Source organism: Rhodococcus sp. 14C212 (genome assembly GCF_011058195.1).
Taxonomy (GTDB): Bacteria; Actinomycetota; Actinomycetes; order Mycobacteriales; family Mycobacteriaceae; genus Rhodococcus; species Rhodococcus aetherivorans.
On the sequence record NZ_JAALEH010000005.1, the window covers coordinates 37,852 to 51,458 of the forward strand.

General features: G+C 70.8%; 17 protein-coding genes. 8 read left to right on the top strand and 9 right to left on the bottom strand.

All coding sequences use genetic code 11. From position 1 onward, the window contains the following. The first annotated feature begins 9 nt into the window (after nucleotides 1–9). Nucleotides 10–357 carry a hypothetical protein gene (locus G6038_RS04010; RefSeq protein WP_165036034.1) on the top strand — a complete coding sequence of 116 codons (348 nt, stop codon included), beginning with the start codon at nucleotides 10–12 and terminating at the stop codon, nucleotides 355–357. A gap of 121 nt (nucleotides 358–478) precedes the next feature. Continuing rightward, on the top strand, nucleotides 479–1,906 hold the full coding sequence (locus G6038_RS04015) for an MFS transporter (protein WP_165036035.1): 1,428 nt from the start codon (nucleotides 479–481) through the stop codon (nucleotides 1,904–1,906). Here G6038_RS04015 and G6038_RS04020 read toward each other — a convergent pair. Both G6038_RS04020 and G6038_RS04025 read right to left on the bottom strand, forming a co-directional pair. Then, on the bottom strand, nucleotides 1,893–2,615 hold the full coding sequence (locus G6038_RS04020; RefSeq protein WP_165036036.1) for a DUF1906 domain-containing protein: 723 nt from the start codon (nucleotides 2,613–2,615) through the stop codon (nucleotides 1,893–1,895). The genes G6038_RS04015 and G6038_RS04020 overlap by 14 nt on opposite strands. Before the next feature lie 124 nt (nucleotides 2,616–2,739). Continuing rightward, nucleotides 2,740–3,684, bottom strand: coding sequence for a winged helix-turn-helix domain-containing protein (locus G6038_RS04025; protein ID WP_006933925.1), 945 nt, complete (start codon nucleotides 3,682–3,684; stop codon nucleotides 2,740–2,742). Nucleotides 3,685–3,839: 155 nt separating this feature from the next. Here G6038_RS04025 and G6038_RS04030 point away from each other — a divergent pair, with 155 nt between their 5' ends. Beyond that, complete coding sequence (locus G6038_RS04030; RefSeq protein WP_165036037.1) at nucleotides 3,840–4,406, top strand: mismatch-specific DNA-glycosylase; 567 nt, start codon at nucleotides 3,840–3,842, stop codon at nucleotides 4,404–4,406. A 12-nt stretch (nucleotides 4,407–4,418) separates the two neighbouring features. Here G6038_RS04030 and G6038_RS04035 read toward each other — a convergent pair whose 3' ends face one another. Next, nucleotides 4,419–4,754 carry a DUF1330 domain-containing protein gene (locus tag G6038_RS04035; protein WP_165036038.1) on the bottom strand — a complete coding sequence of 112 codons (336 nt, stop codon included), beginning with the start codon at nucleotides 4,752–4,754 and terminating at the stop codon, nucleotides 4,419–4,421. Between the two features lie 141 nt (nucleotides 4,755–4,895). Between G6038_RS04035 and G6038_RS04040 the strand changes: the two genes are divergently transcribed. Together G6038_RS04040 and G6038_RS04045 are read left to right on the top strand one after the other, a co-directional pair. Beyond that, nucleotides 4,896–5,687 carry a helix-turn-helix transcriptional regulator gene (locus tag G6038_RS04040; protein WP_165036039.1) on the top strand — a complete coding sequence of 264 codons (792 nt, stop codon included), beginning with the start codon at nucleotides 4,896–4,898 and terminating at the stop codon, nucleotides 5,685–5,687. 90 nt (nucleotides 5,688–5,777) lie between these two features. After that, nucleotides 5,778–5,993, top strand: coding sequence for a maltose regulon activator MalT (locus G6038_RS04045; RefSeq protein WP_100056402.1), 216 nt, complete (start codon nucleotides 5,778–5,780; stop codon nucleotides 5,991–5,993). 10 nt (nucleotides 5,994–6,003) lie between these two features. On the opposite strand, the gene G6038_RS04050 is transcribed toward G6038_RS04045, so the two are convergent. Together G6038_RS04050 and G6038_RS04055 are read right to left on the bottom strand one after the other, a co-directional pair. Beyond that, nucleotides 6,004–6,528 (bottom strand): 2'-5' RNA ligase family protein, encoded by a 525-nt coding sequence (locus tag G6038_RS04050; RefSeq protein ID WP_165036040.1) that lies wholly within the window; start codon nucleotides 6,526–6,528, stop codon nucleotides 6,004–6,006. 35 nt (nucleotides 6,529–6,563) lie between these two features. Further along, on the bottom strand, nucleotides 6,564–7,319 hold the full coding sequence (locus tag G6038_RS04055; protein WP_165036041.1) for a CPBP family intramembrane glutamic endopeptidase: 756 nt from the start codon (nucleotides 7,317–7,319) through the stop codon (nucleotides 6,564–6,566). Between the two features lie 273 nt (nucleotides 7,320–7,592). On the opposite strand from G6038_RS04055, the gene G6038_RS04060 reads away from it, so the two are divergent. Beyond that, nucleotides 7,593–9,290 (top strand): fumarate hydratase, encoded by a 1,698-nt coding sequence (locus tag G6038_RS04060; RefSeq protein ID WP_165036042.1) that lies wholly within the window; start codon nucleotides 7,593–7,595, stop codon nucleotides 9,288–9,290. A gap of 119 nt (nucleotides 9,291–9,409) precedes the next feature. Further along, complete coding sequence (locus G6038_RS04065) at nucleotides 9,410–9,841, top strand: polynucleotide kinase (RefSeq protein WP_165036043.1); 432 nt, start codon at nucleotides 9,410–9,412, stop codon at nucleotides 9,839–9,841. Between the two features lie 30 nt (nucleotides 9,842–9,871). Here the strand turns inward: G6038_RS04065 and G6038_RS04070 are convergent, their stop codons facing one another. From G6038_RS04070 to G6038_RS04080, 3 genes are all read right to left on the bottom strand, one after another. Beyond that, the gene (locus G6038_RS04070; RefSeq protein WP_346772737.1) at nucleotides 9,872–10,216 is read right to left on the bottom strand and encodes a hypothetical protein; all 345 of its coding nucleotides are present in this window, start codon (nucleotides 10,214–10,216) and stop codon (nucleotides 9,872–9,874) included. Between the two features lie 175 nt (nucleotides 10,217–10,391). After that, on the bottom strand, nucleotides 10,392–10,781 hold the full coding sequence (locus G6038_RS04075) for a hypothetical protein (protein ID WP_165036045.1): 390 nt from the start codon (nucleotides 10,779–10,781) through the stop codon (nucleotides 10,392–10,394). A 105-nt stretch (nucleotides 10,782–10,886) separates the two neighbouring features. Then, nucleotides 10,887–11,342, bottom strand: a complete 456-nt coding sequence (locus G6038_RS04080; RefSeq protein WP_165036046.1) for a carboxymuconolactone decarboxylase family protein — start codon at nucleotides 11,340–11,342, stop codon at nucleotides 10,887–10,889. A 75-nt stretch (nucleotides 11,343–11,417) separates the two neighbouring features. Here G6038_RS04080 and G6038_RS04085 point away from each other — a divergent pair, with 75 nt between their 5' ends. Then, a complete protein-coding gene (locus tag G6038_RS04085) occupies nucleotides 11,418–12,347 on the top strand; it encodes a sigma-70 family RNA polymerase sigma factor (protein ID WP_165036047.1) in 930 nt (309 codons plus the stop codon). Nucleotides 12,348–12,415: 68 nt separating this feature from the next. On the opposite strand, the gene G6038_RS04090 is transcribed toward G6038_RS04085, so the two are convergent. Then, entirely contained in the window at nucleotides 12,416–13,510 is a 1,095-nt protein-coding gene (locus G6038_RS04090) for a VOC family protein (protein WP_165036048.1), read from the bottom strand. Between the last annotated feature and the right edge of the window lie 97 nt (nucleotides 13,511–13,607).

Here is a 13,607-nt window from a genome sequence, read left to right on the forward strand (position 1 = left end):
GACCGAGACATGGCCGAAACACCGTCCGGGCTCGCCGCTTCCCGGTCCCTGCGCTCGCGCCGTTCACACCGGTCGATCCTGTCCGTCCGCTCCGAGGGCTCGATCCTGTCCATCGGCTCGGCGTACTCGATCCTGTCGATCGGCAGCGTGGGGTCGGTGCTGTCCGTCGGTTCGGTGGGCTCGTTCGGTTCGGCCCTGTCGTCGCTGTCGTTCGCCAGCCTCGGCTCGGCGCTGTCGGGACTGTCCCGCTGGTCGCTGCTGTCGTGGCGCGGTGTCCACGATGCCCCCGACGACCCGCATCCCACGCTCGTCGTCACCGCCGCCGAACCCGACCCCACCGCGCACTGCCAGAGCTGACCGGCCGGCCTGCGTCCCGATCGACGGGCGCGCGGCCGCCCTCCCGGCGGGGAACCTGATACATCTCGTAGGTCACGTCCATGCCCGCCCGCAGCGCGCGGCCCCGACCCCGAGGAGGCGCATGGCCGTCGAGACCCCCGTTCCGTTCACAGCCGAACGCCCCGCACCCCGTGGTCTCGTCGCGGTACTCTCCCTGTGCGGGATCGTCGTCGCGTTGATGCAGACCCTCGTCATCCCCCTGCTCCCCCAGCTGCCACAGCTGCTCGACACGTCCGTGGAGAACGCCTCGTGGGCGGTCACCGCCACCCTTCTCGCCGCGGCCGTCCTCACCCCCATCAGCGGCCGGCTGGGCGACATGTTCGGCAAGCGGCGCATGCTGGTGGTCAGCCTCGGCGCGGTCGTGGCCGGTTCCCTCGTGTGCGCCCTCGCCGAGTCGCTGCTCCCGATGATCGCCGGCCGCGCCCTGCAGGGCGCGGCGACCGGCGCGATCCCGCTCGGCATCGCGATCCTGCGCGACGAACTGCCGCCCCGGCGGATCGCCGGGGCGATGGCGACCATCAGCGCCACCCTCGGGGTGGGTGGTGCCGTCGGGTTCCCCGTCGCCGCGGCCATCGCCCAGATCGCCGATTGGCACATGCTGTTCGCCGCCGCCGCCGGGTTCGGCCTGCTGGGCATCGCCATGGTGCTGAAGGTGGTCCCGGAGTCACCCCACCGCAACCCCGGCCGGTTCGACGTCGTCGGCGCGATCGGCCTCTCGGTCGCGCTGACGCTGTTGCTCCTGCCCGTCACCAAGGGCGGCACCTGGGGCTGGTCGAATCCCCTGACCCTGGGCATGTTCGCCGCCGCCGCCGGTGCGGCGCTCGTGTGGGGACATTACGAACTGCGGACGGCGCGACCCCTGGTGAATCTACGGATCTCCGCGCGGCGCCCGGTCCTGCTGACCAACCTCGCGTCGGTCGCCGTCGGGTTCGCGATCTACGGACAGATGCTCGCGTTCCCGCAGTTGCTGATGGCCCCCACCGAGACGGGCTACGGCTTCGGGCTGTCCATGGTGACGACCGGCGTGCTCATCGCGCCGGGCGGGGTCGTCATGATGGCCCTGTCCCCCGTCTCCGCGCGGATCACCGGCAGTTACGGGCCGCGGGTCACCCTGGCGAGCGGGGTCGTGGTCGTGGGCGCCGGCTACGTGCTGGTCTACGTCGCGTACACCGAGATATGGCACATCGTCGTGGCGGGGATGATCATCGGGGCGGGGATCGGGCTGGCGTACGCGGCGATGCCGGCCCTCATCATGGGTGCGGTGCCGCTGTCCGAGACCGCCGCCGCGAACAGTCTCAACACGCTGATGCGTTCGATCGGGACGTCCACATCCGCGGCGGTGGTGAGCGTGGTGCTCGCGGCGATGACCACGACGGTCGGCACCTACACGGTGCCCGCCCTCGAAGGGTTCCGCGCCACCTTCCTGCTGTCGGTCGCGGCCGCTGCCGTCGCGCTGGGCCTGACCGCCGCCGTTCCCCGGCCGCGGCCCGGCGGGCTCACCCGACGGTGAGCGACCACTGCCCGTAGTCGGCGCTGAATACACTGTTGACGTCGATGCCGATGCCGTCGATCGTCCCGCCGCCCACCTGGTGCAGGTTCGCCGCGGGATGGACGTAGCCCTCGGCCGTGCCCCAATCATGTTGCCAGTAGAACGATCCCAGGCCGGCGTCGCGGGCCCAGGAGATGGTCGGCGCGTTGGCGTACACGCCGGTGTTCCCGGCGCCGAGCACGTCGTGCCAGCCCTGCAGGTACGGCGCGATCAGGTCGGCGAACTGTTGCTCGGACGGATTGTCGTCGATCGAGGCGTAGATCGGCCGGTCCGCCGGTCCCCCGGCCGCCCGGTGCAGTTCGAGGCCGCGCGTCGCGTGCCGGACCCCGGCGTCGTATCCGCCGAGCCAGTCCGCCGTGTCGGCCTTGCCGAACTGGTAGCACGACACGACCTCGAGGTCGCCGGCGACGAGTGCGGCGGCCTCCGACTCGGTCAGCGGCTTGGCCAGCATCCACTCGGCGCCCGGCCGTCGGTCCGAGACGTACCGGATGGCACCGATGTGCCCGGCGGCACGGATCGACGACGGCGACGGCACGGCCGCGGAGTAGTCGACGATCGTGCCGAGCACCTCCCGGCCCTGCGCCACCCCGGGGGCGGCGACGGCCGACACCCAGGCCGCGCACGAGCCGACGGCCGCGTACCGCAACAGTTCCCGACGTGAGATGGCCATCGAACCTCGCTTGGACGAGCGTGCACGGCGGACAGGGTGTCGAGCTTCCGGTATTGCACCACACTCGCGGGTCCCGCGCGGGCACATCGGGATTCGGGGCCCGCGCGACGGGGGCGCGGCGCGGCTACCGGCCGCCGAGCTCGGCGAAGAAGGCGGGAACGAGGGCGACGTCCTCGACGGTGCGCACCGTGGTGTGGACCCCGAGACCGTGCTCCTTGAGCAGATCGCACAGGCCGTCGCCGTCGACGAGTTCGATGGGCGGCGCGCCGAGCCGGTGCGCCTCGGCACGGGCGTCGTCGCCGAACGTCCCGGTGGTGACGAGCAGGCCCTTCTCGCCGCGACCGGCCATCGCGGCGCGGAACTCGCGCACGACGTCCGCGCCCGCCCGCTCGGGGCCGCGCAGGAACCGGAAGAACACCGAGAAGCCGAGCAGCGACACCCGCAGCACGCCGGTGCCCTCGACGTCGACGTCGTTGTCGGAGCCGGTGTCGAGGTGACCGCCGTGCGGGGGCACGGAGATGGTGGTGAAGCCGGCGGCGCGGAGCACCGCGACGGCGAGCCGTTCGAAGCCCTCGTCCGGGAGCTCGGCGACGGCGGCGAGCACGGGCTCGCGCCACAGCTCGGGGTCCTCGGGAGCGGCCGCGAGGGTCACCACCTGCGCGCGCGACGACGCGTTGCGCACGAGCCGCTTGCGCCGCTTCTCCGCGGTGTATGCCACCTGCAGGGGCTTGATCTCGGATTCCTGCACTGCGCGGCCGCGGTCGGTGACGCTCCACACACCGCGCCGGGTGTTGGCGAGCAGCCCCATGCCCTTGAGATAGGTGCGCGCCCAGCCGACCCGGTACTCGATCTCGGTGACCGGCCCGTCGCCGTGCAGTACGGACCGCGCGGCCTCGGACAGACCTTCGCGCGCGATGACGGCCTTCTCGAGCTCCTCGATCGAGGCCGAGCCACCGAGCCCGATCAGCGCCTGCAGGGTGGGCCACAGCAGATCCGTGTACGGCGGTAGCGCCACCTCGCGGCCGGACGAGTCTCCGACGGGGTTACCGATCACGTTCCGGCGCTGCACACCTTCCCCTATCGTTTCGGCCCTGCTCGCCGCGGCTGTCCGGTCCCGCCACGACGCGCATTTCACCCTAGCCGATGGCTGCGGACGCGATGGCGGCCACACTCCCCGTGCCGGCGCCACCGGGGCCGGCGGCGCCGCTCGCTACCGTGGGACGGGTGGGATTCACGCGCGCCGAACTCGAACGCTTCCGTGACACGGTGGTACCCGACCTGATCGGGCCGGACTGCCGACTGCTGTTCGTGGGCATCAACCCGGGCCTGTGGACGGCGGCGACGGGCGCGCACTTCGCACGGCCCGGCAACCGCTTCTACCCGGCGCTGCTGCGGGCCGGCATCCTGCTCCGGCCCGTCGACCCCACCGCGGGGATGAGCCACGACGACAGGGCGCACCTGATCGAGCGGGGCGTCGGGATCACCAATCTCGCGCCGCGCGCCACGGCCCGCGCGGACGAGCTCACGGCCGAGGAACTGCGGACCGGGGCGGTGCGGCTGGCCGAGGTGGTGGCGCTGCACCGGCCCCGGGTGGTGGCCGTCGCCGGCATCACCGCGTACCGGTCGGCGTTCGGTCACCGGAAGGCGGCCGCGGGCCTGCAGGAGGAGACGCTCGGCGGGGTGCCGGTGTGGGTGGTGCCCAATCCGAGCGGGCTCAACGCCCACGAGACGGTGGACACCCTCGCCGAGGCGTATGCGGCACCGGCCCGCGCGGCTGGGATCCTGCGCTGAACCGCGGACGGATCAGGCGCGGCCCACCTTGGCGAGGTAGTCGCTCGCCCGGTACCCCGGCGGCACGCCGTCGACGAGGATCGCCGAACTGTCGGAGTGCTCGGTGCGCAACGGCAGGATCGCCTGGTAGGCCGCCGACCGGTACCAGGCGCGGGCCTGCTCGAGGTCGGGGAACTCGACGACCACGACATGGCCGGGCCACGGTCCCTCGTGGACCTCGGGTTCGACGCCGTGGACGAGAAATCTGCCCCCGTACGGCGTGAAGGTCTCGTCGATCTCCTCGATGTACCGGACGATCTCGGGTCCGAAGTCGACGGAGCGAAGATGGGCGATCGCGTAGGCGGTCATGGGGTCCTCCCGGTCGGTCGGTGGCGGCGGTGTGCCGCACATCTGTGCCGCACATCGAGGAGACTGCCGCGCCCCGGTGCCCGAATCGATTACCCGGCAGGTAATGGCTGCCCTTCCCGCTTCGCGGCTACGGTGACGGGCATGACCACCGTGCACGAGGAACCCGTCGGAGTGCTGCTGCGGCACTGGCGCGAGCGTCGCGGCCTGAGTCAGCTCGCGCTCGCCAACCGGGCGGAGGTCTCGGCGCGGCACGTGAGCTTCCTCGAAACCGGCCGGTCGCGGCCGACCCGCACCATGCTGCTGCGACTGGCCGATCAGCTCGACATCCCGCTGCGGGAGCGCAACTCGCTGCTCCTCGCCGCTGGCCTGGCCCCCGCGTATCCGGAGCACCGGCTCGGGGACGTGCCGATGGCCGCGGTGGCCGACGCGATCGAGCGGATCCTGGCGTCGCACCGGCCGTATCCGGCGCTGGTGGTGGACCGGCACTGGACGATGGTCGACGCCAACGACGCCGTGGTGGGTCTGCTCGACGGGTGCGCCCCGCGGCTGCTCGAGCCCCCGGTGAACGTGCTGCGGGTGACGCTGCACCCGGAGGGCATGGCGCCGCGCATCGCCAACCACGGCCAGTGGCGGGCGCACCTGCTGACACGCCTGCGGCATCAGCTCGCCGCGACGGGTGACCCGGTGCTGCGACGGCTGCACGCCGAACTGGCCGCCTACCCGTGCGACGACGGCTACGAGGCCGAGCTCGATCCGGCCGGCGCCCACGCCCTGGTGGTGCCGCTGCGGCTGCGCACCGACGACGGCGAGCTGTCCCTGTTGAGCACGACGACGCTGTTCGGCACGCCGCTGGACGTCACCGTCGCCGAACTGGCGATCGAGGCGTTCTACCCCGCCGACGAGACCACCCGCCGTCTGCTGGGGAGCCGGTGACCCGGATCGGCGAACCGGTGCCGCGAAGGCCCGCTCGGGAGTAACGTCCGGCCCGAGACCTGTCCCGTCCCGCACCGGAGGGCATCGATCATGAGCAGGAAGAAGTGGTGGGTACTCGAGGGCCCGGAGAGCGGGTTCTCGCTCGAGGAGCGAGCGACGGGAGACCTCGTCCTCGTCAACACGCAGACGTCGGAGGAACACACCCTGCACGGCTACGTGTGGAAGCACGCCCCGCACTTCGGAGTGCAGATCATGAGCGAGGGGCCCCCGCCCTACGGCAAGTGGGTGGAGAACCCCGAGGAGTGAGCGACGTCGGTCACGGGACCCGCCGCAACGGACGGCGCTCTCCCGTCGTGGTGTCGATCAGTGCCGCGCCGGCCACGGCCGTTGCGAGGGGCAGCACGTCGTAGACGGCCGCGGCCACCCGTGGCAGGTCGTCCAACCGTGCGCGGGGGCTGAGGGTCAGATGCGGGGTCCATACGCCCGGCCGGTAGTGCTTGTGCAGGTCCGCGCCGGTGGCGGTGACGGTGTCGACCACGCGCTGCTGGCGCCGCAGGAGGTCGGCGGTGGGGGCGGGCGCGAGCCAGACCCGTCCGCGCCGGAAGGCGCCCAGGCCGTCGGAGTAGAGGGTCAGCGGCCCGCCGTCGGGCAGCGCCTCGAGCGCGGCCGTCACGTCGTCGGCGTCGTAGCTGCGCAACACCGCGTACGACAGGTGCGGCACGTGCCGGCCGTGGGTGTGAGTGAGCAGTGTCGGCACACCGAGATCTTCGAGCCGGGCCCACAGCTGTTGCAGGGCGCGCCGGGCGGCGGCGTCGAAGAGCAGGCAGACCGCGAGTGCCATCAGCGCACGGTACCGCGGCGGCGGTTCGCCGGCGGTCAGTTCAGGGTGGCGTGCCAGACCAGGGCGGCGGCCAGGGCACCGGCGCCGTTGAGCGACCAGTGCAGGGCGATCGGGGCGATCAGGCTCCCGCTGCGGCGGCGCAGCCAGGTGAAGACGAATCCGGCGGCCGCGGTCGCCACGACCGCTCCGGCGATGCCCAGCACCTGTCCCCACAGGCCGCCGCCGAGGATGCCGCTCAGCCCGCGGTTGCCGTTCGTGAGCCCGAGCGACGAGGCGATGTGCCACAGGCCGAACAGCAGCGATCCGGCGGCGAACACGCCGCGCGCACCCGAGACACGTTCGAGCGTGCCGTGCAGCACCCCGCGGAACGCGAGTTCCTCGGGGATGACCGTCTGCAGTGGGATGACGATCATCGACGCGAGGAGCGCGCCGGAGATCGTCGCGTAGCGGTCGGACAGGAAGAACTGCCGGGTGGGGGGCAGCGCCACGCCCACGGCGATCACGGCCAGCACGATCCCCGCGGCGCCCAGCGCGTAGAGCGAGCCGGAGCGCCAGTGGCGCGGCGAGAGCCCGAGTTCGGACCAGCGCATGCCCCGGCGGCGCATCAGCGCGACGAGCACGACGGCCGCGATGGGCACCGTCGCGATGCTGGCCCACACGGTGGTGAAGTGCGCGATCAGGTTGGTGGCGACGAGAACGACCACCACGACGGCGACGTCGAGCCAGGCGTGGAAGCCGCGCAGCGATCCGCGATGGGCAAGTGCCGTCGTCGGCACGGTCTCGGTACTCACGTGTTCTCGAACTCCCGCCGGTAGGTCTGTCGGAAGCGGTGCCGTCCGAGTACCCGTTCCTGTGCCGTACGAACCATCCATACCAGTGTACGGATTGCGGTCCGTCGTCACCGTGACCGCCGACACAGTGACCGCCGATTTCCGTAGTGACGCAGGTCACGATGGGTGCGGGAGCGGCTTGCGTCACACGCCCCGGCGTCGGAGCGCCGTGTCGCCGGCATTAGCCTTGTCGCGAACATCAGCCCCGCTGTCCAGGACAGTTCAGGAGAAGAAATGGCCGACTTCCTCTACGAGGACCTGCTGCCGATCGGGGAAGACCCCACCGAGTACCGGCTGCTGACCACCGAGGGGGTGTCCACCGTCGAAGGACCGGGCGGCCGCACCTTCCTGCAGGTCGAGCCCGAGGCGCTGCGCCTGCTCACCGAGACCGCGCTGCACGACATCCAGCACTACCTGCGCGCGGACCACCTGAAGCAGCTCGCAAGCATCCTCGACGACCCGGAAGCGTCGGACAACGACAAGTTCGTCGCGCTCGATCTCCTGAAGAACGCCAACATCGCCGCCGCCGGGGTGCTGCCGATGTGCCAGGACACCGGCACCGCGATCGTCATGGGCAAGCGCGGCCAGCACGTCCTCAGTCCCGGCAACGACGAGGAGGCGATCGCCCGCGGCGTGTACGACGCGTACACCCGGCTCAACCTGCGGTACTCGCAGAACGCTCCCCTCACCATGTGGGAGGAGAAGAACACCGGCTCGAACCTGCCGGCGCAGATCGAGCTCTACGCCGACACGGCGGCCGGCCACGAGAACGCCTACAAGTTCCTGTTCATGGCGAAGGGAGGCGGATCGGCCAACAAGTCGTACCTGTACCAGGAGACGAAGGCGATCCTGAACCCGGACTCGATGATGCGCTTCCTCGAGGCCAAGATCCGTTCGCTCGGCACCGCCGCGTGCCCGCCGTACCACCTCGCGATCGTCGTCGGCGGTACCTCCGCCGAGTTCGCCCTCAAGACCGCCAAGTACGCCTCCGCCCACTACCTGGACGAGCTGCCGAACGAGGGCGCGATCACCGGCCGCGGCTTCCGCGATCTCGAGCTCGAGGAGCAGGTGCTCGAACTGACCCGCAAGATCGGGATCGGCGCACAGTTCGGCGGCAAGTACTTCTGCCACGACGTGCGCGTCATCCGCCTGCCCCGCCACGGCGCGTCGCTGCCGGTGGCGCTGGCCGTGTCCTGCTCCGCCGACCGGCAGGCGAAGGCGAAGATCACCCCGGAGGGCGTGTTCCTCGAGCAGCTCGAGTTCAACCCGGGCCGCTTCCTGCCCGAGGTCACCGACGCCCACCTCGACGCCGAGACCGAGGGTGTGTCGGGCACCGGCAAGGGTGCCGCGGTGAAGATCGACCTGACGCGGCCGATGCCGGAGATCCTCGCCGAACTGTGCAAGCACCCCGTCAAGACCCGGCTGTCCCTCACGGGCCCGCTCGTCGTCGCCCGCGACATCGCGCACGCGAAGATCAAGGAACGCCTCGACGCCGGCGAGGGGATGCCGCAGTACCTGAAGGACCACCCGGTGTACTACGCCGGGCCGGCCAAGACCCCGGACGGCATGGCCTCCGGTTCGTTCGGCCCCACCACGGCCGGCCGGATGGACTCCTACGTCGAGCAGTTCCAGGCCGCGGGCGGCTCGATGGTCATGCTCGCCAAGGGCAACCGCTCGCAGCAGGTCACCGACGCCTGCAAGAACCACGGCGGCTTCTACCTCGGCTCCATCGGCGGGCCGGCCGCGCGGCTCGCACTCGACTGCATCAAGAAGGTCGAGGTTCTCGAGTACCCGGAACTGGGTATGGAAGCAGTGTGGAAGATCGAGGTCGAGGACTTCCCGGCGTTCATCGTCGTGGACGACAAGGGCAACGACTTCTTCGCCGGCACCGGCGAGGTCACCCTGACGATCGGCAAGCGCCCCGGGCTGTAGGCGGCTACGCCGCCGGTGCGTCCTTCGGGCGGTCCCAGCAGCCCAAAGGACGCACCGGGACGCCGCGGTGGGGGCGGCACCGGCCGCCGGCCGAGCCGGTTTTCCACCCGGCCCCGTACGTGCCGGATCCGACGCTGCCGCCGGCGTGGATCGTCGACATCGACGGCACGCTCGCCCACATGAGCGACCGCAGCCCGTACCACTGGCACCGCGTGGGTGAGGATTCGCTCTCCCCCGCCGTGATGGCCGCCGTGACCGCGTTCGCGGCGTCGCCGGACGAGCCGGCGATCGTGCTGGTCTCCGGCCGCGACGGTGTGTGCCGGCCCGAAACCGAGCAGTGGCTCGCCGAGCACCGGGTGCCCTACACCGAACTGCACATGCGTGCGCCCGGCGACAATCGCAAGGACTCCATCGTCAAAGCCGAACTCTTCGACCGGTACGTCCGGCACCGGTACCGGGTCGTCGCCGTCCTCGACGATCGTGATCAGGTCGTACGGATGTGGCGGCGGATGGGCCTGGTGTGCTTCCAGGTCGCCGAAGGCGACTTCTGACGCACTCCGTCTACCGACACATTCGGTCGATCAGGCCTCCGACGGGCCGGACTTCTTCGGTTCGCCGGGGGCGGGATAGTCGAGCAGCGACTGCTGCAGCCGGGACCACTCGTGGGCCAGACCGTGCAACGGTGCCAGCGACTTTTCGACCACCTCCAGCTGACGGTCGAACGCCGACAGTTGCGCCTGCAGCGCCTGCACCGATTTTCGCTGCGCGTGCAGCTGCTCGACGAGTGCGTCGAACTCGGTGAGGACGGGTGGCACGAGCTCCATCACTTGCCGAAGAGAGCCCAGCATCCGGTTCGCGGGCGCGGACAGGGGTTCGGGAATCGCGCCGAGGGCGTCGCTCCCGATCGACCCGACCGCGTCAGCCACGGCGCGGGTCCTCTCCAGTAACTCCTCCATCGCGGACCCGAGCAGTCCGAATCGACGTGTCTCGCCTTCCTTCGCCATCGCCGCCCTCCTCCGGACCCCCACTACGGTTCGGTCCCGATCCGATCATGCCCCCCGGGCACCGTCTCGGCAGCCGAACCCCGTCGCGGAGCTTCCCTCAGGCCGCGTGGGCGTCCGTGCGGGAGAGCACGGCGGGCGCCTGCGCGACGAGACCCTGCAGAAAGCGGACGACGGTGCCGGCCGCCGGAGCCGCGTCCGGCGTCAGCATCGCGCACAGCGTCCGGTAGCTGCCGGGATCGAGTTCCGGCTGCGCCCGGAACTGTGCCGTGAGCGGCACCGTGAACGCGATCGTCCGGTCCTGCGAACGGATGTCGAGCATCGGCCCGCCCGCCGCCGCGGTCAGCCGGACCTCGAACCGGTCCGCACCCACGGTGTGCACGAAGCCCACGGTGCGCACGTTGGCGCGTGCCATCTGCCGGTACAGCGGCCGCAGCCCTCCGAGGACCATCGATGGAAGCGTGACGGCACGGGACCCGGCGGCGAACATGAGCGCACTCCTTTTCGTTCCGGGCCGTCACAACGTGGGCGACGACCCTCCGAGGCATTTTCTGGAATCATTCCAGAAAATGCCTCGGAGGGCAACGCCATTTCGTCACCACTCCGCGCCGGCCACCTGCTTGACCGTCGCGTTGAGCCGGTTCCACACGTTGATCAGCGAGATCTGCAGGATCAGCGCGGCCAGCTGCGGCTCGTCGAAGTGGCGGGCGGCCTCGTCCCAGACGTCGTCGGGCACCGGGTCGGGGCGGTCCGCGAGCCGGGTCACCGCCTCCGTCAGCGCCAGGGCGGCCCGCTCGGCATCGGTGAAGTACGGCGCCTCGCGCCACGCCGCCACTGCGAACAGCCGCTTGTCGGTCTCCCCGTCCTTCTTCGCCAGCCGCGGGTGCATGTCCACACAGACGCTGCATCCGTTGATCTGACTCGCTCGCAGATGCACGAGGTGGGTGGTGCGCGCCGGCAGCCCGCCACCGTCGGCGGCCTTCCCCAGTGCCTGCATCGCGGTCACCGCGTCGGGCAGCACGAGCGCGGGATTCGTCATTCGAGCCTTCATGATCGTCTCCTTGTCACATCCGGGGTCGTGCGTTCGTCACAGCCATGACGGATCCCGACGACAGAATGTGACGACATGAGCGACGGAAACTTCTCGGCCCACCCCGGCGGCGCCTTCCCCGCCGAACAGTTCGAGGCACATCGGGATCGTCTGCGGGCGGTGGCCTTCCGCATGCTCGGCTCGGCGAGCGAGGCCGACGACGCCGTGCAGGAGGCCTGGCTGCGCCTGCACCGCTCCGGCACCGACGAGGTCACCAACCTGGGTGGCTGGCTGAGGACGGTGGTGAGCCGGGTGTGCCTGGACATGCTGCGATCCCGGGGCTCGCGCCGGGAGGTCCCCCTCGATCAGCCCGACCGTCCCGAACCTCGGTCGACGGACCCGCGCGACGTTCCGGAAAGCGCTGCACTGCTGGCCGATTCGGTCGGTGTGGCCATGCTCGTCGTGCTCGACACTCTCGCCCCGGCCGAACGCCTCGCGTTCGTGCTGCACGACCTGTTCGCCGTCCCGTTCGACGAGATCGCCCCGATCGTGGAGCGCTCCCCCGCCGCCACCCGCCAGCTCGCGAGCCGCGCGCGGCGGCGCATCCAGGGCGCGACCGCCCCACGTGCCGACCTGATGCGCCGCCGTCGCCTCGTCGACGCGTTCCTCGCCGCGTCGCGGGAGGGGCGGTTCGACGACCTGCTGGCCCTCCTCGATCCCGACGTGGTCCTTCGCGCGGACGACGTCGCCGTGGCGACGGCCCGCGCCGGCGCGGCTCACGGCGCACCGGCGCTCGCGCGCGAGCTTCACGGCCCCCACAGCGTCGCAAGGGTTTTCGACGGACGCGCCCAGGCCGCCCGCACGGTGCTCGTAGACGGGGTGCCCGGCGCCGCATGGGCGCCGGGCGGCCGTCCGCGCACGGTGTTCGCCTTCACCATCGAGGACGACGCGATCGTCGAGATCGAGGTGGTGTCGGATCCCGATCAGCTCGCGACGCTCGAGGTGACGTTCCCGGACGCCGGCTGACACGCGGGTGCGCACCTCTCGTCGCGGCACGCCGGAAACCGGCGCGGGAGGTGCGCACCCGCCAGGACTCAGACCGGGGATCCCGAAACCGCTCGGGAATGGTCGATTTCGTCCGGAACCGCGCGTTCCGCGGCGATCACCTCGGGGTCGTCGACGGGAGCACCCGGACCGAAGTGCGAGAACTTCTCGATGTGCTGATCGAGTGCGAGCGGATTCGGGGTGCCGTAGGTGAAGTACGTCTCCCACGGCAGCTTCGCGCCGCCGACCGCGAGGCCGGTGTCGATATCGGACATCTGCCAGGTCTTGGTCTCGGCGTCCGGATCCAGGTGCAGGTAACCGGCCTCGCCGAACAGTTCGATGCGGTTGCCGCCCGGCTCGAACACGTAGAGGAACTGCCCCTGGGTGATCCCGTGCTTGTCGGGGCCGGCCTCGATCTGGATGTCGTAGTCGCGGAACATCTCGACCGCATCGGCAAGGTGCTGGCCGGTGCCGTAGTAGAACGCGAGGTGGTGGAGCTTGCCACGACCGCCGGTCATGTCCCGCATGCAGGCGACCTCGTGGCCGAGCAGGTTCGAGCTCATCCAGGCGCCGATCTCGACGTTGCCGTCCACGACGCGTTCGGTGGTGCGGAATCCGAGGTGCCGCTCGAACGAGTCCTTGAGCGGGGTGACATCCGAGGCCATCAGGTTGAGGTGGTCGATCCGCTTGACCGGAATGCCCGACAGCGGCTTCTTCGACGGCCGCGAGAGGATCCTGCTCTGCAGTTCCTTCGGGGCGACGTACTTCTCCACCTCCCACAGCAACTGCAGGTTGTGACCGTCCGGGGACTGGAACTCGAAGGTCTTGCCGTAGCCGAACTGGTCCTCGCTCCACGTGCCCTCGACGTTGCCCTGCTTCAGCGACGCCACGCGGCGCTCGAGCGCCTCCGGCGAACTCGTGCGCAGCGCGGCGTGGCCCATGCCGGCTTCCGGCGCCTCGGTGACCTTCAGGCTCCACTGGTACGGGTCTTCGTACCCACGCAGATAGACGGACTGCCCCTCCCGATGCGTGATGTACATGCCGAGGAACTTCGTGAAGAAGTCGAGGGTTTCCTGCGGCCTGGGGGTGAACAGTTCGGCACGGGCGAGGTGCGCGATGTCGAAACGGGCAGTGAGGTCGGTCATGGCTACTCCTGATCTCCGCTGGCCGGGCTTGCGGCTCCGGTTGTGGTGGATGTCACGAGCTTGCGGGGGTCCGGCGCTTCCGTCAGCGCTGTTCGGG